Source organism: Allobosea rubneri (genome assembly GCF_032464875.1).
GTDB lineage: Bacteria > Pseudomonadota > Alphaproteobacteria > Rhizobiales > Beijerinckiaceae > Allobosea > Allobosea rubneri.
In genome coordinates, this window is the sequence record NZ_JAWDID010000029.1 from 19,983 (window position 1) to 37,962 (window position 17,980).

The 17,980-nt window shown below is 62.9% G+C and carries 18 protein-coding genes and 1 pseudogene; 11 read left to right on the forward strand and 8 right to left on the reverse strand.

The genetic code is table 11. The annotated features are described in order from the left end of the window. Positions 1 to 45: 45 nt before the first annotated feature. Positions 46 to 714, reverse strand: a complete 669-nt coding sequence (locus tag RKE40_RS18105; protein ID WP_316019630.1) for a dienelactone hydrolase family protein — start codon at positions 712 to 714, stop codon at positions 46 to 48. Beyond that, positions 711 to 947: a DUF2171 domain-containing protein gene (locus RKE40_RS18110; RefSeq protein WP_316019631.1), complete on the reverse strand. Its 237-nt coding sequence runs from the start codon at positions 945 to 947 to the stop codon at positions 711 to 713. Before RKE40_RS18110 ends, RKE40_RS18105 begins: the two co-directional genes overlap by 4 nt. Positions 948 to 1,119: 172 nt before the next feature. Here RKE40_RS18110 and ligD point away from each other — a divergent pair, with 172 nt between their 5' ends. Both ligD and ku (RKE40_RS18120) read left to right on the forward strand, forming a co-directional pair. Beyond that, complete coding sequence (ligD, locus tag RKE40_RS18115; RefSeq protein WP_316019632.1) at positions 1,120 to 3,747, forward strand: DNA ligase D; 2,628 nt, start codon at positions 1,120 to 1,122, stop codon at positions 3,745 to 3,747. 54 nt (positions 3,748 to 3,801) lie between these two features. Continuing rightward, the gene (ku, locus tag RKE40_RS18120) at positions 3,802 to 4,590 is read left to right on the forward strand and encodes a non-homologous end joining protein Ku (protein ID WP_316019633.1); all 789 of its coding nucleotides are present in this window, start codon (positions 3,802 to 3,804) and stop codon (positions 4,588 to 4,590) included. Here ku (RKE40_RS18120) and ku (RKE40_RS18125) read toward each other — a convergent pair whose 3' ends face one another. Next, on the reverse strand, positions 4,591 to 5,466 hold the full coding sequence (gene ku, locus RKE40_RS18125; RefSeq protein WP_316019634.1) for a non-homologous end joining protein Ku: 876 nt from the start codon (positions 5,464 to 5,466) through the stop codon (positions 4,591 to 4,593). 33 nt (positions 5,467 to 5,499) lie between these two features. Between ku (RKE40_RS18125) and RKE40_RS18130 the strand changes: the two genes are divergently transcribed. The 3 genes from RKE40_RS18130 (at position 5,500) to RKE40_RS18140 (ending at position 8,545) form a co-directional block, all read left to right on the forward strand. Further along, entirely contained in the window at positions 5,500 to 5,835 is a 336-nt protein-coding gene (locus RKE40_RS18130) for a hypothetical protein (RefSeq protein ID WP_316019635.1), read from the forward strand. A gap of 725 nt (positions 5,836 to 6,560) precedes the next feature. Next, the gene (locus RKE40_RS18135; RefSeq protein WP_316019663.1) at positions 6,561 to 7,733 is read left to right on the forward strand and encodes a zinc-dependent alcohol dehydrogenase; all 1,173 of its coding nucleotides are present in this window, start codon (positions 6,561 to 6,563) and stop codon (positions 7,731 to 7,733) included. A gap of 14 nt (positions 7,734 to 7,747) precedes the next feature. Beyond that, on the forward strand, positions 7,748 to 8,545 hold the full coding sequence (locus RKE40_RS18140; RefSeq protein WP_316019636.1) for an SDR family NAD(P)-dependent oxidoreductase: 798 nt from the start codon (positions 7,748 to 7,750) through the stop codon (positions 8,543 to 8,545). 49 nt (positions 8,546 to 8,594) lie between these two features. On the opposite strand, the gene RKE40_RS18145 is transcribed toward RKE40_RS18140, so the two are convergent. Continuing rightward, positions 8,595 to 8,972: a hypothetical protein gene (locus tag RKE40_RS18145; RefSeq protein ID WP_066478213.1), complete on the reverse strand. Its 378-nt coding sequence runs from the start codon at positions 8,970 to 8,972 to the stop codon at positions 8,595 to 8,597. Between the two features lie 452 nt (positions 8,973 to 9,424). After that, positions 9,425 to 9,622, reverse strand: a pseudogene (locus tag RKE40_RS18150) (manganese catalase family protein); the annotation flags it as partial. Positions 9,623 to 9,763: 141 nt separating this feature from the next. Here RKE40_RS18150 and RKE40_RS18155 point away from each other — a divergent pair. Then, entirely contained in the window at positions 9,764 to 10,030 is a 267-nt protein-coding gene (locus RKE40_RS18155) for a DksA/TraR family C4-type zinc finger protein (protein WP_316019637.1), read from the forward strand. Positions 10,031 to 10,136: 106 nt separating this feature from the next. Here RKE40_RS18155 and RKE40_RS18160 read toward each other — a convergent pair whose 3' ends face one another. Beyond that, entirely contained in the window at positions 10,137 to 11,051 is a 915-nt protein-coding gene (locus RKE40_RS18160) for a LysR family transcriptional regulator (protein WP_316019638.1), read from the reverse strand. A 157-nt stretch (positions 11,052 to 11,208) separates the two neighbouring features. Here RKE40_RS18160 and RKE40_RS18165 point away from each other — a divergent pair, with 157 nt between their 5' ends. Together RKE40_RS18165 and RKE40_RS18170 are read left to right on the forward strand one after the other, a co-directional pair. After that, positions 11,209 to 11,538 carry a nuclear transport factor 2 family protein gene (locus tag RKE40_RS18165; protein ID WP_316019639.1) on the forward strand — a complete coding sequence of 110 codons (330 nt, stop codon included), beginning with the start codon at positions 11,209 to 11,211 and terminating at the stop codon, positions 11,536 to 11,538. Beyond that, on the forward strand, positions 11,535 to 12,314 hold the full coding sequence (locus RKE40_RS18170; protein WP_316019640.1) for an SDR family oxidoreductase: 780 nt from the start codon (positions 11,535 to 11,537) through the stop codon (positions 12,312 to 12,314). Before RKE40_RS18165 ends, RKE40_RS18170 begins: the two co-directional genes overlap by 4 nt. A gap of 19 nt (positions 12,315 to 12,333) precedes the next feature. Here RKE40_RS18170 and RKE40_RS18175 read toward each other — a convergent pair whose 3' ends face one another. Further along, complete coding sequence (locus RKE40_RS18175) at positions 12,334 to 12,831, reverse strand: MarR family winged helix-turn-helix transcriptional regulator (protein WP_316019641.1); 498 nt, start codon at positions 12,829 to 12,831, stop codon at positions 12,334 to 12,336. Positions 12,832 to 12,976: 145 nt separating this feature from the next. Here RKE40_RS18175 and RKE40_RS18180 point away from each other — a divergent pair, with 145 nt between their 5' ends. Continuing rightward, complete coding sequence (locus tag RKE40_RS18180) at positions 12,977 to 13,762, forward strand: alpha/beta fold hydrolase (RefSeq protein ID WP_316019642.1); 786 nt, start codon at positions 12,977 to 12,979, stop codon at positions 13,760 to 13,762. Positions 13,763 to 13,822: 60 nt separating this feature from the next. Then, a complete protein-coding gene (locus RKE40_RS18185) occupies positions 13,823 to 15,439 on the forward strand; it encodes a GMC family oxidoreductase (protein WP_316019643.1) in 1,617 nt (538 codons plus the stop codon). A 384-nt stretch (positions 15,440 to 15,823) separates the two neighbouring features. Here the strand turns inward: RKE40_RS18185 and RKE40_RS18190 are convergent, their stop codons facing one another. Beyond that, on the reverse strand, positions 15,824 to 16,996 hold the full coding sequence (locus tag RKE40_RS18190) for an acyl-CoA dehydrogenase family protein (RefSeq protein WP_316019644.1): 1,173 nt from the start codon (positions 16,994 to 16,996) through the stop codon (positions 15,824 to 15,826). A gap of 174 nt (positions 16,997 to 17,170) precedes the next feature. On the opposite strand from RKE40_RS18190, the gene RKE40_RS18195 reads away from it, so the two are divergent. Further along, the gene (locus RKE40_RS18195; RefSeq protein WP_316019645.1) at positions 17,171 to 17,821 is read left to right on the forward strand and encodes a winged helix-turn-helix transcriptional regulator; all 651 of its coding nucleotides are present in this window, start codon (positions 17,171 to 17,173) and stop codon (positions 17,819 to 17,821) included. Positions 17,822 to 17,980: the final 159 nt, after the last annotated feature.

Below are 17,980 nucleotides of genomic sequence, written 5' to 3' on the forward strand. Positions count from 1 at the left end.
TTCTTCCGGCTCCATCAGTCGAGACGAAATAGGGCATCGGAGCGGTTACAGATGTTGCCGAAGGAAACCCTGCGCTCGTCCGATGGCATCCGGCAAGGAGGCGAGCGACAACCCGTGTCCCTCGCCGGCATATATACGGCTCTCGACGGTCCCGCCCTGCGATTTGATCACACGCTCGATTGCCCTTGCATTGGCCACCGGGACGACGCGATCGGCGTCGCCATGCAGGATCAGGGTCGGGGGGAGCCTGCGGCCCGCGGCGAGGCCCTCGGGCTCAAAGCCAAAGAAATCGACGACCGCCCGAATCCGTGGAGAGCGCGAGGCGAGGGACAGCGCAAGAGCGCCACCCAAAGAGAAGCCAACGACGGCAACGCGGTCCGGCTCGGTGCCGCGAGGAGGCTCGGCAAGGATGGCCTCAAGCGTCCGCAGCCAGATCACGTATTTGGACCGGATGTCGCCATAGCGGGCTCGACTGTCGCCGGTCGCTTCGAAGTAGCGCGGCAGCAGCACCGAATAACCCGCGTTGGCGATCATCTGCGCCGCGAATTGATAGCGCCCCGCATTGCTTAGCCCATCCGACCCGTGCAGGAGGTAGACGGTCGATCCCGTCGAACCGAACCTGTCGACGCCTATCCGCGTTTCAGCGCTTGAACGCTTGGCCGTTCCAATTACGCAGGCTCCGCCCACGAGGGTTCGACGATCGATCCCTCTCATTCGGCGGCCTCGGACCAGCGCTCCTTCGCTTCGGCAGCCGGAACAGTCGGCTTGATGGTATCGCCCTCGACGGCCACGACGAGGGCGATGTCGAGATAACGCTGCGCGCCCCCGGATTCAGGATCGTTCTTTAGCTTGAGAAGCTGCCCGCTTAGGCCATCGATCGTGCCGACAGGGCCGCCGTCGGCGCTGATGACGCTTTGGCCTTCCTTGATCTGCTCGACGAACATCATGGCGGGTTCCCTTTGCAAGATGCTTCGCTGCGGCAACGGAAGCCGGGCGACTATGTTCCGCGTTACGGCGCGTCTGCGAATGGCCGGACCGAGGTCAGCGGAACGGTTCTCGGCTCGGCTAACGGAACCACCACAACACAGCGCGGTTGCCGCTTCATCGGGAGTGTCGTCGATGTCGAGCAAGCTTCAAGGATACCGGGCCAAACGAAATTTCGAGAAAACCAAGGAGCCGAGCGGCGAAGCCGCGGTCGCGCCTTCGAACCGGCTGCGCTTCGTGATCCAGAAGCACGACGCCACTCGTCTGCATTACGATCTGCGCCTCGAACTGGACGGCGTCTTCAAGTCCTGGGCGGTGACGAAAGGCCCGTCGCTCGACCCGCAGGACAAGCGACTGGCCGTCGAGGTCGAGGACCACCCGCTTGCCTATGGCGACTTCGAAGGCACGATCCCAAAGGGCCAGTATGGCGGCGGCACGGTCCTGCTGTGGGACCGTGGCTATTGGGAGCCGGAGGGCAGGCTCAGCCCGGAGCAGCAGCTCGAAAAGGGCGAGCTGAAATTCACGGTTCACGGCGAGCGGCTGCGGGGCAGCTTCGTATTGGTCCGAATGCGACGCGACCGGGCTGGCGGCAAGCGAACCAACTGGCTTCTCATCAAGCATCGTGACGAGCATGCTTCCGACGGCGATGGCGAGAAGGTCCTGGCCAGCGACACGTCCGTTGCCTCGGGCCGCTCGATGGCTGCGATCGCCGCAGGGAAGGGCAGGTCTCCGAAGCCGTTCCTGCTCGCGACGGAGGTTGTGGAGGCGGATGCGGTCTGGGATTCCAGCGTCGGCCTCGCCGCTGCCGAACGCCGCGCGCCGGTCCGAGAGGCCAAGTCGCGAAGCAAGACCGCAGCGGCGGGAACGATGCCCGATTTCATGCCGCCCCAGCTCTGTACCTCGGTCCAGCGGCCCCCGGCCGGCGCGGAATGGGTCCACGAGATCAAGTTCGACGGATATCGAGTCCAGCTTCGTGTGGAGGGCGGAGAGGTGACCCTGAAGACGCGCAAGGGATTGGATTGGACGAAGAAGTTCCAGGCGATGGCTGATGCCGCGCGAGGCTGGCCGGACAGCATTGTCGACGGCGAGGTGGTGGCGCTGGATGAAACCGGCGCGCCGGATTTCGCCGCGCTCCAGGCCGCGCTGTCGGAAGACAAGACCAAGGACTTAGTCTACTTCGCCTTCGACTTGCCGTGGATCGAGGACGAGGACCTGCGGCGCGAGCCGCTCCTGACCCGAAAGGCTCGGCTGAAGGAACTGGTCGAGCGCCATGGCGACGGCATCGTCCTGCGCTATGTCGAGCATTTCGAGAGCGGTGGCGAAGCCGTTCTGAAGTCGGCCTGCAAGCTCTCGCTGGAAGGGATCGTGTCGAAGTCCGGAGAGGCACCCTACGTCTCCGGTCGAAGCGTTACATGGACAAAGGCGAAGTGCCGCGCCGGGCACGAGGTGGTGATCGGCGGCTGGGCCACGACCGAGGGCAAGTTCCGTTCGCTGCTGGTCGGTGTGAATCGGGGGGCGCATTTTGTCTATATCGGCAGGGTCGGAACGGGGTACGGCGCCTCGAAGGTCGCAGCGTTGCTGCCGCGACTGAAGAAGAACGCGGCCAAGACGTCGCCGTTTACCGGTGCCAACGCGCCGCGACGCGCGCCGGGCGTGACATGGCTCGATCCCGTCCTCGTCGCCGAAATCGAGTTCGCGGGCTGGACCGGCGACGGCATGGTCAGGCAGGCCGCTTTCAAGGGACTTCGGGAAGACAAGCCCGCGGCGGAGGTCGAGACCGATCTGCCGGCATCACCGGAGGCGGTCGAACCGGCGAATCCGGTTGCCACCTCGCCACGCAAGGGCGGCAGGGTCGACGTGCTCGGGGTCAGCCTGTCGCATCCGGACAAGGCGCTCTGGCCGGATGCCGAAGATGGGAAGCCGATCTCCAAGCTCGATCTGGCGAACTACTTCGCCGCTGTGGGCGAGTGGATGATGCCACACCTCAAGGGCAGGCCCTGCTCGCTGCTCAGGACACCGGACGGCATCACCGGAGAGACGTTCTTCCAGCGCCATGCAGGCCTCGGCACCTCAAACCTGTTCGAACTCGTCCACGTCTTCGGCGACAAGAAGCCCTATCTCCAGATCGACCGCATCGAGGCCCTGGTCGCGGCGGCCCAGATCGGCGGCATCGAGCTGCACCCGTGGAACTGCCAGCCCGGCGATCCTGAGGTTCCCGGCCGTCTCGTCTTCGACCTCGATCCGGGGCCGGGGGTCGAATTCGACGATGTGGTCACTGCGGCGAACGCGATGCGCGAGAGGCTCGACGCGCTAAAGCTGACCAGTTTCTGCAAGACGACGGGTGGCAAGGGTCTGCACGTCGTCACCCCGCTCAAGGCTGCCAAACGCGGGAAACTTGACTGGCCGACGGCCAAGGATTTCGCTCGGCAGGTCTGTGCCGAGATGGCGGCGGACGAGCCGTCTCGCTACGTCGTCAATATGGCCAAGCGGCTGCGCAACGGCCGGATTTTCCTCGACTATCTGCGCAACGACAGGCTTTCGACGGCCGTCGCGCCGTTGTCGCCCCGCGCGCGGCCCGGCGCGCATGTTTCGATGCCGGTGCAGTGGACGCAGGTCAGGAAGGGACTCGATCCCGCACGTTACACCGTGCGCACGGTTCCCGCCCTGTTGGCGAAGAGCAAGGCGTGGGACGCCTATTGCGATGCGGAGGTGCCGCTGTCGGACGCTATCAAGCGGCTCGGGCGAAGCGGCAAGGCCGCGTGAGAGAACTGCGGAACGAACACTGACGGCAGTGGTTTACCGTCGGGGAGACAAACCATGGCACAGCGGACGTTCTGGAAGGGCTATCTCAAGTTGTCGCTGGTGACGTGTCCGGTGGCGATGATGCCGGCACGCTCCCAGAGCGAGAAGGTGCGTTTCCATACGCTGAACCGGAAGACCGGCAATCGTATCCAGAGCCGGTTCGTCGACGCTGTGACGGGCAAGCCCGTTGCCGACGAGGACGAGGTTCGGGGCTACCCTAAGGACGATGATGAGTACGTCATGCTGGAGGAGGACGAGCTCGACGGCGTCGCGCTCGAAAGCACGCGGACCATCGACATCGAGGTGTTCGCACCGCGCTCCTCGGTCGGATGGATCTGGTACGACGCTCCGCATTACCTCGTGCCGGACGGGAAAGTCGGCGAGGAGGCCTTCTCAGTTATCCGAGAGGCGATGAAGGCGACGAAGACTGTGGGGATTTCGCGGGTCGTTCTTTACCGCCGCGAGCGCGCCGTTCTGCTCGAGCCACGCGACAACGGCATCGTGCTGTGGACGCTGCGCTACGGCGACGAGGTCCGCGACGAGAAGCCCTATTTCGCCGGTATCAAGAAGGCTGAGCCCGAGGCGAACATGAAGCCGCTGATGGAGAAGTTGATCAAGTCTCGCACCAAAGACTGGTCGCCGGACTTGGCCGAGGATCCCGTGCAGGATGAGCTCCTGTCGATCATCAAGGCCAAGGAGAAGGGTCGGAAGGCGACGAAGGCGCGTCCGAAGCCGCAGAGCGAGGGCAACGTCGTCAGCATCATGGAGGCGCTGAAGAAGAGCCTGGAGCCGCGCCGCTCCTGATTAGCTCGCCTTTCGCCTTTCGCCTGTCTGGTCGGCATTTTTAGTCCCCTTCGCTGCGGCCTTGCGATTTGGGGCCTTCGACGCAGGTGAGGACGCCTTACCGCCGCCCTTGGCGCTGAGACGCAGCGCCTCCATCAGGTCCACAACCTTGGCGGCCGGCGGCAGCTTCTTCGGCTTGAGCTTGCGTCCCTCGATCTTCGCCTTCACGAGGTCGGCCAGTGCGGCCTCGTAGCGATCGTCAAACGATTTTGGATTAAACTCCCCCGCTTTCGTCTCGATGATGTGCTTGGCCAAATCGAGCATCTCGTCCTGGATCTTCATCTTTGGCAGGTCGCTGAACGCGTCCTCTGCCGAGCGCACCTCGTAATCGAAGTTCAACGTCGTCCCGATCAACCCGGTGGCGTAAGGCCGGATCAGGATGGAGCGCATCCTGCGAAAGATGACGGTGCGGGCCAACGCCGCGCATTGTTGCTCGACCATGGCCTCCCGAATCAGCTCGAAGGCCTCCGAGGCGATCGGGGTACTCGGTGCGATATAGTAGGGCCGATCCAGGAAGACGTCGTCGATCTCGTCGCACGGAAGAAAAGTGGCAACGTCGAGCGTCTTGTCGCTTTCCGGCACGGCGGCCGCGACCTCTTCCGGCTCCAGCACAATATAGTCGCCGTTGCCGCGATCATATCCCTTGACCTGATCGTCGTGCTCGACAGGCTTGCCCGTGACCTCGTCCACAAACTGGCGCTGGACCCGGTTACCGGTCTTCCGGTTCAGGGTGTGGAAGGAGATGCGCTCGGCGGTCGAGGCAGCCGTGTAGAGTGCGACGGGGCAGGTCAGTTCGGCGACCTTCAAGACGCCCTTCCAGATCGCCCGCGGTGCCATTCTGACCTCTCCCGTCTAACGAGAGGAGGAACCGTGGCGCAGCTCGTTGGTTCCGCTTCAAAAGCGAGGAAAATTAGCGTGGCACAGGATGACGCCATCATTGCCAACGGGCTCAATGCTGGGCTGAGAAGGCTCGTTGTCAGGGCACTCGTCCACTCGGCCGGAAAGCGCCGCGACCAAGTCCGAATGGACGAACTCTTGCAAGTTCTGTCAGCGGAGATCGGTCGTCTAACGTTCAAGGCGGAGTCCGGAGATGGCGCGGACGCCGATCTCACCGTTGCAGTGAGAAGCGCACTGAAGATTCTGCTTAATGCCGCGGCCCGCGATGCTCGCTCTGATCTCGCCCGCGCGGCCGAATCCATGCAGTGAGCTGTCGACCGTACGCTCTCGAAACTGAAACGTCAGTCGGCCATCCCGACTGTCGACAGCACTTCATCCAGCATCCCGGGTAGACACGCTTAGCGCCTATTCGCTGACATGCGCCTGGCTATCGAGCTCCCGCCTTCAATCCCTAGGCCCATAAGGTAACTCGAACGCTGGAGATGGCGCGTGGCGGTCGCCGGAGCACTGTTACAGCGAAGCTACCGATGCGGAGAAACTCGGGCTGGTCGAGGGCGTCATCTCGCCGATCCCGACAGAGGTGCGATCTGTCTCACGCCCGCGCTCACTCGCAGAGCTGCTGAGAGAAGACGGGCTGGGACGACAGCTTCACTGCCAAGGCACCAGCGGATGTAAACGACCGATCGACTCATCTCTTTGGCGAGCAACGCCTCCATGGCATCCGGAGGGAGAAGGCTGGTCAATATCCGCTGCATCTGTTGGCCGGTGGGTGGGCGGTCGCGCCAGCGACCGATGATGATGGAGGGATCGAGCGGTGGTTGAAACATTCTAGGCCTCGCGGTCTCTCCGAAGCCACCAACGTCCATTGAACCGTAATGTTCAATGCCGGTTGCGAACAGTTACCAAACTCCGCCCGTAGTGATGGAGCGGCGGTTCCATCGGGTGCTGCCCACGCGCCAAATAACGTCAGATTTTTGCGGAACGGTCACGGGGAGACCGCGTTGGCCGCATGGGGGGCACGAAGGACCCGCGACATGAAAGCACTCTGCTGGCACGGCAAAAGCGATATTCGTTGTGAAACGGTGCCCGATCCGCAAATTCAGGATGCCGGCGATGTCGTGATCAAGGTCACCGCTTGCGCGATCTGCGGCTCCGACCTGCACGTGTATGATGGCTATACGCCGACGATGGAGGCGGGTGACGTCCTCGGCCACGAAACGATGGGCGAGGTCGTCGAGGTCGGAAGCAGCGTCCGCAATCTCAGGATCGGCGACCGGGTCGTCGTGCCCTTCAACATCGCCTGCGGTGACTGCTTCTTTTGCCGAAAGCAGATGTACTCCCTTTGCGATCGTTCCAATCCCAACGCCGATCAGGCGAAGAAGGCCATGGGGCAGTCACCTTCCGGTCTGTTCGGCTACTCGCATATGCTCGGCGGCTTTTCCGGCGGGCAGGCGGAATACCTGCGGGTGCCCTATGCCGATGTCGGCCCGATCAAGGTCCCGGCCGGCATCCCCGACGAGCAGGTGCTCTTCCTATCCGATATTTTTCCTACCGGTTACATGGCGGCGGAGAATGCAGAGATCGAGGAGGGCGACACGGTCGCGATCTGGGGCTGCGGTCCCGTCGGACAATTTACGATCCAGTCGGCCTGGATGTTCGGTGCGGGGCGCGTCATCGCCATCGACAACGTTCCCGAACGCCTCGCGATGGCAGCCGGCATCGGACGGGCGGAGACGATCAATTTCGATGATGTCGGCGTCTACGACCGCCTCATGGAGCTGACCAAAGGCCGCGGCCCCGATCGCTGCATCGACGCAGTCGGCGCCGAGGCCCATGGCAGCGGCTCGTTCGATGCAGTCATCGACAAGATCAAGGCCGCGACCTACCTCGCGACTGATCGCCCGCATGCGCTCCGTGAGGCAATCATGTGCTGCCGGAAGGGCGGCACGATCTCGATGCCCGGCGTCTATTTCGGCTATCTCGACAAAATCCCGATGGGCGCCTTCATGAACAAGGGCCTGACGCTCAAGACCGGTCAGACGCACACGCACCGCTATCTCGCGCCGCTGCTCGAAAAGATTACCTCAGGCGAGATCGATCCTTCGTTCGTGATCACGCATCGAGCCGGGCTCGAAGAGGGGCCGGGCCTCTACCAAAAATTCCGAGACAAGGAGGACGGCTGCATCAAGGTCGTCCTCACCCCGTGACGAAGGAGCATCACATGGGACAGGAAATCGGAAAGCTCGCGCTGGTCACCGGCGCATCGAGCGGAATTGGGCTTGAACTCGCACGGCTCGCCGCGAAGGACGGTTACGATCTACTCATCGCAGCGGACGAGACCGATATTCATGATGCCGCGGAGAAGCTGCGGTCCGAGGGCGCCAAAGTCGTATCGGTCGTCGTCGACCTCAGTGACGAGGAAGGCGTCGATGAACTCTTCGTAGAGGTTGGCAAATCCGGGCGGGAGGTCGACCTGCTCTTCGCCAATGCCGGGCGTGGTCTCGGCCACGGCTTTCTCGACCAGGACGACGCCGAGTGGCTGCGGGTGATCGACACCAATATCGTCGGAACACTGCTGCTGCTGAAGAAGGTCGGCCAGCAGATGCGCGATCGTGGCGAAGGCCGTATCCTCATCACTGGCTCGATCGCGGGCTTCATGCCGGGCGCCTTCCAGGCCGTCTACAACGGCACCAAGGCCTTCATCGACTCCTTCTCCTTCGCCTTGCGCGAGGAGCTGAGGGACACCGGCGTGACAGTCACCTGCCTGATGCCGGGAGCAACGGATACACGCTTTTTCGAGCGCGCCGGACTTCTGGACACCAAGATCGGCCAGGACGAAAAAGACGATCCTCGGGACGTCGCCGAGGCAGGCTACCAGGCGCTCATGGCAGGCGACGGCGCCGTGGTTAGTGGCTGGAAAAACAAGATCAAGTCCTCGCTCGCCAACGTCACGCCGGCCGAGACGCTTGCCAAGCAGCACCGAAAGATGGCGGAGCCTGGATCGGGGCAGCAACAATAAGCAAAACGTTCGGGATGACCTTAGGAGTGTCGGGCGTCGCCCCCTAGGGTCACTTCGCGTCGCGACCCTCTTTCCGCGCTTTAGGCCGCAGCAAGCTATTCAGCCGAGCAATGTTCCTCTTGACCCACTGGGTCTTTCTCGCCAGCAGCCGACCCCCCGACGCACGCTCGACGATGTAGCGCCTCTCGACGGTCAGCGTCGCTGGAGACATGGTTTCGTTTGCGTCGGTGATGGCCGCTTCGAACGATCGATGCGCGTCGTCCAGGTTGCGGAAATTCCCGATGAGCGTGGAGTTTGGCAACCGCTCGGAGCGGTCACCGACGCGGAGTGTATCGGTCCATCCTCGCGCGACCGCCGCCTCGAGAAACGTGTTGTGGGGATCTCCGGGCGCCGCTTCGATGTCGTATGTCGCGATGAAGGACTTCACCTCTGGGGAGCCTCGATACGCGCGGGCGCCACCACGTCGTGCTGCCCGCGCTGGAGACCACTTACCTGACCGGCCGTTGTGTGTGACGGGGCGGCCCACGCGTCCAGGAGCGAAATGCTGTTCGGGATCGGTAGCAGCAAGATCGGGTCTGCACTGAGCGGCGTCCCGGAGTTCACGAGAGCGACCGATATGGCGTTCTTATAGTCCTGCCAGGTGCTCAGCTCGCTTCCGCAGCCAGCGCATCGGACGATGGCGGCTACGGTCAGATTATTTGGCAGTGACACGGCGGGCGAGCCGCAGCACCGGCACTCGAAAATCGCATCGACACGCATGATCGCCTCCTGCGGTCTATACGTCTTCAACTGCGTCGGGTTCCTTCGTGATCTTCGCGCCACTTTGGTCGTCGTCTTCGTCGCCAACGACCACCGCGGGCGACGAGGACGTTGGCGCGGCTAGCGGCTCTTCTTGTAGAGCTTGGAAGCAATCTCGAAGATCTCCTCCGGCGCGTAATCGGGAGCGAAGGCTCCATAGTTGCCGTCGAGCTCCGGGATTTTGCCGCCGTCGGGCGGGCCTTCGACGATTTCGAGATTGCCAGGTGGATCCCCCGATAGGGCGACCTCGTCGTTCGACCAGACCCCGGCAGCCTCGCGGAGCCACTATGTCCTGCGCTCTCGCGGAAGACGTCGATTTCGGTGACGCCGGCGAGGCGCAGCGGCTCCCGGTTAGCGGGCTATGTGATTGAAGATGCCTTAGCCCAGCACCATCTCGGGATATTAGTGAGGGAGTCTGCTATGGCGAATGGATGGGCCCCAGACGGGGCGGTTCAAGATCAGATTCACGACTCGATCAATGATGCGGTCAGGCTGGCCCGCGCCAAACTGCCCACGGGCACCGGAGAACTCTACTGCCAGGCCTGCGGGGAGGAGATTCCGGAAGCGCGCCGCTTGGCGATGCCCGGTGCGCGGACCTGCGTCGCGTGCCAGACGGGCTTCGATCGGCGATCGATCGTTAGTGGGGGTATCAATCGACGCGGAAGCAAAGACAGCCAGCTCAAGTAGCTAGCAGTGGGGACAGCGATTGTGCTCTGAGCTCAATGCGCCATTAGCCGACTCTCGGCACTTGCCCACAAGCGGACTTTCATCGCGACGCGATCCGGCAGGTGCGTCACCTCCGATCGGCATTCAAAGCCGAGGTGAATTCGCGTGCGAGGTTGATGAATTCCTTGAACGCGGCCGACGGATTCTTGCGCCCGGGGTAATAGAGGCACAAGGGCGCCACGGGCTTCATCCAGTCTTCGAGGACGCGGATCAGGCGGCAGGCTGTGATGTCTTCACGGACGTCCGACTCCATAAAGAGACCCAGGCCGATCCCGCACAGGACGGCGGTCCGCGACAGGCTGGCCTCGTCGAGGGTGATGGGGCCTTGCACGTCGATCTGGACAGGCTCGCCGTCTTTCTCGAAGTGCCATTTGTAGATGCCGCCATTGGGCAGCCGGATGCGGATGCAGGTGTGATTGAGCAGATCGAGCGGCACCTGTGGTCTGCCGTGCGCTTCGAGATACGTCGGTGAAGCCACAACGACGTAGGATCGTGCCTGGCCAATCGGAACAGCGATCATGTCGCTGGGCACGAAATCCGCGCTTCTGACGCCGAGATCAAAGCCGTCGGCCACCACATCGAGCAAGCGCCCCTCGGTCACGAGGTCGATGTGCACCTGCGGATATCGGCGCAGATACTCAAAGACCAGCGGCTCCAGAATCTCCCGCGCAGCGGTCGGGAACGCGTTGATCCTGATCGTCCCGGACGGCACCTCCTGTTGCGACATGGCACTGTCCATGGCGCTGTGAATCTCAACGAGAGCAGGGCCGATCTGTTCGACGAAGTTCCGCCCGGCATCAGTGAGTGAGACACTCCGTGTCGTCCGATTGAACAGACGGACACCGAGCTGCTTTTCGAACTTCGCGATGAGATTGCTCAGCGCCGTCGTGGAGATCTGCAGTTCCACGGCCGCTGCCCGGAACGATTTCCGACGCGCGACCGCCATGACGGCATCCAGCTCGATGAGATTATGGCCGATCATTGTGCCGGATTTCGCAACGTTTCATCCCAATTTATCCCGATTATCAGTCCCACTGTCCATCGCTAAGTTGATGTCCGTGGAAGCAACCGCCGAGGCAAGATCTCAACAGGTCAGCCGGAGGCCAGGTCTGCAGAATTCAACGCTGAGGATGGCAACAATGTCTCTTGAACTGCCTTCGCCAATCGCGCGGTACTTCACCGCCGATCTCGACCCCAATCCTCAAACGATGGCCGACTGCTTTTCGGACATCGCTACTGTTCGGGATGAGAACCACGTCCACACTGGCAGGGACGAGATCCGTCAGTGGAAAGTGGAGTATTCGAAGAAATTCACGGCGACTTCGACGCCGATTACGATCGAACGCGAGCGCGGTCGCACCGTCGTGACCTGCCACGTCGAGGGAAATTTCCCGGGCAGCCCGATCGACCTGCGTTATTTCTTCCGCCTGGAGGGTGACAAGATCGGCGAGTTGGAGATTACCCCATGAACCCGTTCATCAGCCTCGAAGGCAAGCCGGCGCTCGTGACGTCCGGCACGCGTGGCGCAGGCGCCGCAACGGTCAAGCTCTTCCGGGAGTTGGGAGCTCAGGTTCTGACCAGCGCCAGGTCGAAGCCAGAGGACCTGCCGGCCGGGATGTTCGTCGGTGTAGATCTCACGACGCCAGAGGGCTGCGCAAAGCTGGCGCAGGCCGTTCGCGAGCGCTTGGGCGGAGTCGACATCATCGTGCACATGCTGGGCGGTTCCTCCGCCCCGGCGGGCGGATATGAAGCTCTCACGGACAAGGAATGGCGCAAGGAGCTCGACCTCAACCTGATGCCGGCCATTCGCCTCGATCGTGAATTGGTGCCGGCGATGACTGCACATGGCAGCGGTGTCGTCATTCATGTCACCTCCATCCAGCGAGTCATGCCGCTGCCGGAAGCGACGATCGGCTACGCCGCAGCGAAGGCCGCGCTCTCTTCCTACAGCAAGAGCCTCTCGAAGCTGGTCTCGCCAAAAGGCGTGCGGGTCGTCCGTGTTTCGCCGGGATGGATTGCCACCGAGGGCTCCGTTCACTTCGCCGAGCGCCTCGCCGAGCAACAGGGCGTCAGTGTCGAGACGAGCACGAAGATGATCATGGATTCCCTCGGCGGAATTCCGATCGGTCGCCCGGCGAGTACCGACGAAGTTGCAAGCCTGATTGCTTTCGTCGCCTCGGACCGAGCGGGGAGCATCACCGGAACCGAATACGTCATCGATGGCGGGACCGTGCCGACGGTCTAGGCCGCCTCGGCTCTCGCCGTTACCCCTTGGGGTCGGGGTCCATTCTCGACCCTCCTACGCCTAGGGCACCCGTATGGGCGTAGATCGCGTCGCGAAGTTGCCGGATCAGCTGGTTGAGCTTCCCAAGTTCGCTGACCGTCTGGCCGGACGCTTCGAGCAGATTTGCGTTCAGGCAGCCGGCACGAAAGCGAAGTGCGTCACCTTCCGGCGTGAGCGCGATGATAACCTGGCGCTCGTTCTCGGGATTGCGGGTGCGACGCAGTAGGCCCGCGGCTTCCATCCTCTTGAGCAGCGGCGTCAGCGTGCTGGACTCCAAGGCAAGCTGCTGAGCGATGCCGCCGACCGTTTGGGCGTCTTCGCGCCAGAGGACGTTGAGAACGAGGTACTGCGGATAGGTAAGTCCTAGGCCATCGAGCAACGGCTTATAGGCCCGCTGGATCGCAATCTCGGCAGAGTAGATCGAGAAACAGAGCTGGTCCTCCAGTGGCACTGGTGGGGCGGTGGTCGCATCGGTCATCGGCAGGCCTTTCACTGCGGCTCACGGAACCGTGATCTCGAAAACATATATCGCGACAAATGTCCGATTGACAAGGATGGTGGTAATCGGCATATCTGTTATCGCAATAACAATTGCTGCAATACTAAAATGAAGGAGCGCCGTCATGAGCAAGTCCATCCGCAACACCCTTCTCGCCGCAGCCGCAATCGGCAGCATGTCGCAGGCCGCTCTCGCTCAGACTGCGAGCACGGCGCAGCCTGCCAAGAATGTCGTTCTGGTTCACGGCGCTTTTGCCGACGGATCGGGATGGCGGGGCGTCTATGACTTGCTGACGGCTCGCGGCTATCGCGTGACGATCGTTCAGAATCCGCTGACCTCGCTCGAAGACGACGTCGCGGCCACCAAGCGGGCGCTCGACCGGCAAGACGGCCCCACGATCCTCGTCGGCCATTCCTGGGGTGGCACCGTCATCACCGAAGCGGGCGTCGATCCGAAGGTCACTGGCCTCGTCTATGTCTCGGCCCTGTCTCCGGATGCCGGCGAGACCACGGCCCAGCAATATGAGGGCTTCGCCCCGGCGACCGAGTTCGTCCTAGACAAGGCGCAGGATGGTTTCGCCTTCGTCGACCGCGCCAAGTTCAAGGCTGGCTTCGCACACGATGTCTCCGATGCGGATGTCGCCTTCATGCGGGAATCGCAGGTGCCGATCAACCTGTCGGCCTTCGGCACCAAGCTGAAGAACGCCGCCTGGCGCACCAAGCCGAGCTGGGCCGTCATCGCCAGTGAGGACAAGGCCTTCGATCAGGCGATGCTCGATCACATGGCCAAGCGCATCGGCGCCAAGGTCACGAAGGTCTCGGCCAGCCATGCCCTCTTCATGACCCAGCCCAAGGTCGTCGCCGATGTGATCGACCAGGCCGCTCGCCAGGCAGCGTCCGCCGCAAAGTAACGGCCAGCCGCTTATCGCGGTCCCCGAAACGGCCCAGCGCCGAACTGGAAAGATCGAACGATGACTGACACCTCAGCCCCCGGCGATGCCGGGGGCTTCGAAAGACGCGCACGCCAAAACCAGGCGGAGCGCAGAGCCAACCTCGAGACCACCTACGACTTCATCATATGCGGCGCCGGTTCGTCGGGATCGGTGATCGCGCGCCGCCTGGCCGAAAACCCGGCCTGTACCGTCCTTCTGATCGAGGCCGGGCCCGACGACGAAGCGGAGTCCGTGCTGGATCCCGCTCTATGGCCGACCAATCTCGGCACCGATCGCGACTGGGGATTCCAGGCCGAACCCAACCCGCATCTGGACGGCCGGGCTCTCTCGATGTCGATGGGCAAGGGCCTCGGCGGCGGCTCCAGCGTGAACGTCATGGTCTGGGCGCGCGGCCACCGCAGCGACTGGGACCACTTCGCGGTGGAAACGGGCGATCCCGGTTGGAACTACAACTCGGTTCTCGACATCTATCGTCGGATCGAGAACTGGCAGGGGCGGCCGGATCCCAAATATCGCGGCACGAGCGGGCCGGTATGGGTTCAGGCGGCGAAAGATCCGAGCCCCATCGCCGGCGCTCTGCTGGATGCAGCGGAAGGCCTCGGCATCCCTCGTTTCGATCATCCCAATGGTGAGATGATGGAAGGCGTCGGCGGGGTTGCCTATGCCGACATGCTGGTTCGCGAGGGACGACGACAATCCCTATACCGGGCCTATGTCCGGCCGATCGCCGATCGCCCCAACATCACGATCCTGACCGAGACGGTCGTTCGGCGTGTGCTGTTCGACAGGCGCCGCGCTATCGGTGTGGAGATCGAAAGAGCAGGCTCGATCTCGTCGATCAAGGCAAGCACCGAGATCGTGATCTCGACCGGTGCGATCAATACGCCCAAGCTGCTCATGCTGTCCGGCGTCGGCGATCGTGACGAACTGGCACGGCTCGGCATACCCGTCGTCCAGCACCTTCCCGGCGTCGGCCGCAATCTGCAGGATCACGTCTCGTTCGGATGTACGTGGGAGTACCGTGAGCCGCTTGCGCCGCGCAACAGCGGCAGCGAGGCGACGCTTTACTGGAAGAGCCGGCCCGACCTCACCGCGCCGGATCTGCTCTTCTGCCAGGTGGAGTTCCCGGTTCCGAGTGAGCGGACGGCACTTCTAGGGGTGCCTAACCATGGCTGGACGATGTTTGCGGGGCTCGCCCAGCCCCATAGTCGCGGTCGGATATGCCTGACGTCGGCAGATCCAACTGACAAGCCTGTTGTTGACGCCAACATGCTGTCGGATCCGCGCGACCTGGAAGCGGCTCGGGCTTGTGTGAAGCTTTGCCGCGAGATCGGCAGCAGCGACGCATTCAGGCCGTTCGTCAGCGCCGAACGTATCCCTGGAACCGGTCGTCAGATCGACGATGCCTTCATCCGAGATGCTGCGGTGACCTACTGGCATCAGTGCGGCACCGCAAAAATGGGCTCGGATGACATGTCGGTGGTCGATGCCAAACTTGCGGTGCACGGGATCGCCGGCCTGCGGATCGCCGATGGCTCGGTGCTGCCGCGTGTCACGACCGGCAACACCCAGGCTCCTTGCGCCATCGTTGGCGAGCGAGCTGCCGATCTCATACGATGGCAGTACCGGCTGTAAGCCAAGCCTTCTAACCAATACATGCTGAAGCGCGCTGACCGCGCTTCAGCAATCACTGCATGGCTGTGAGGCGCATATCCATTCCCTGGCCGTTCCGTTCGATGCACCCGCTGCGCTGCGCACGGAAGCGCCGAACAGAGGTCCGGGCGAGACGCGCCAGAAGCGGAACTTGGATCATTGGCCGCAAGCTGACATTGGGCGGAATGCTCCGGCTCCAATCGAGTTTCCATTGTCTCCGGCTGGTTGGAAATGAAGCTCTCAATCTCGGCGATGCGCGGCGGCCGGTTTCGGAAGGCCGCCAAATGCCTAACGCGGGTGCTCGAAGCATGAGCAGTGGCGAAGGAGGATCGATATGGTGCGTCCCCCTCCGGCGGTATCGGCTCTTTAGAAGATCGAGCCTGTCGGCAGGCCCAGCGCCATTGCACCGGCATACCGTGCCTGAGGAGTGGCCTGGAGCGGGTGGAAACGTGCACCTTGGATGTCACGGAAGCGCCGCTCCAATCCCGTCGCCCGGTAGAACGACGCGCCGCCGGCCAGCTCCATCGCCAGATCGACGGCGGCGATCGCGTGGCGGGCAACTAACGTGCGCCCGATCATGACCTCGTTGACCGTCTCGGCGGATGGCGCGTTGCGCGCCACGGCATCCAGCATCCAACGGTGCGCGAGCTGCGCGGCCCGCAATTCGGTATCCATGCGTCCGGCCAGCGACGGATCGGATGCCTGCTTCTTCCTCGCGACCTCGATGGCGATGTCGCGGGCGCTCTCGGCGACCCCTAGGTAGACGGCGTAGATCAGCGGGAAAGCGATCGTCGCGATCGTCTCGAAAACAGGGTGCCACTCGCCGGCCTTGCGCGAGAACGCGACATTCGCGGCGGGGATGAAGAGATCCTCGATCACGACGTCGTTCGACGCGGTGCCACGCATGCCGAGCGTGCGCCAGGTCTCCTCGATGCGCACCGCTGAGGACTTCATCGGGGCGCCGAAGTGGATGACCGAGCGGCTCCCGTCCTCGCCCTCGTGGATTGCTCCGGTCATCAGGATATCGCCGGCTTCGGCGCCGGAGGTGAACACCTTCCGCGCCGTGATGCGATAGCCGTCGCCGTCCTTTTCGGCTTTTCCCGATCCGCCGATCCAGTCCGAGCCACCGGACGACAACAAGATGATCCTCTCCACAGCGACCCGCTTCAGGAGCGGCTCCACGGCGGCGACCTTCTGGTGCCGCCAGCGCCAGGCGGCGATGGCGACCTGATGGGTGTGCATGGAAAAGGCCAGCGCGGTTGAACCGCACGCCCTGGCAAGCACCCGCAGCATCTCGGCGAGCTCGGCTATCTCGGCGCCGCCGCCGCCGAGTTCCCGCGGGACGCCTGCCTCGACGAGGCCCGCCTCCTTCAACAAGGTATAGTTCGCACTGACGAAACGGTCATTCTGGTCGATCTCGGCGGCACGTGCGGCGACTTTCGGCGCGAGGCGGTGCGCCGTTTCCACGATGCCGGCGGGAGAGGCGGTGGCTCCGACGAACGACGGAGCCGAGATTTTCGAAGCAGCGATCGTCGACATGGTGTCCTCCATTGCTGTGAGGCAGAAGGATCACCGCTGCGGTTCCGAGCTTCCAGTTCAGCAACTGAACTGCCGGCGTTTTCCGTGTGCCCCCGATCTGGTACCATTCGCCAAAAGAAAACGGGGTTCGCCATGAACAATCGCGGCGGCTATGGCCAGTTCTGCCCGGTGTAGATGGCCTCGGAGATATTGTGCAGCCGATGGACGACACTGGTCGTGCGGGAGCTGCTCTGCGGCAGCACCCGGTTCAATGACCTGCGGCGCGGCCTGCCGAAGATGTCGCCCGCTTTGCTCTCGAAACGCCTCAAGGAGTTGCAGCAGGCCGGGGTCCTTATCGTCTCGCGCAGGACGAAGGGCTCGGTCGAATATCACCTTTCCGAGGCCGGCGAGGAGCTGAGACCGTTGATCATGGGCCTCGGCAACTGGGCGCAACGCTGGATGGAATCGCGGCTTTCGCTCAAGAATCTCGACCCTTCGCTGCTGATGTGGGACATGCACCGAAGCCTCAACGTCAAGCTGCTGCCGCCGCATCGCTGCACGATACAGTTCCTGTACCCCGAACTTTCGGGGTCGCAGAAGAGGTGGTGGCTGGTGGTGGCCGACGGAGCCGTCGACCTGTGCAATTTTGACCCCGGCCATCAGCTCGACCTGCTGGTCAAGAGTTCCCTGCGCACTATGACGGCGATCTGGATGGGGCTGACGACGATCAAGAAGGAGTCGGACACCGGCCAGTTGGAAATCGACGGCGATCAGGCCCTTGCTTGCTCCATGCAGCAATGGCTGGGGCTCAGCGCCTTCGCCTTCGAACCGCGCCGGGTGCAGTGATAGGCGCGACTATAGTGCGCCGATAGCTGAGATGGTCATGGAATCGGAAGGCGAAAAATTCAATCACTGCTCCTGTGATGCGCTTAGTCTCAGCCAAGCCTATGCCCAAACCGCCCGCAGAACGCACGTTACATAGCTCCAGCGTCCGGATCGACACTC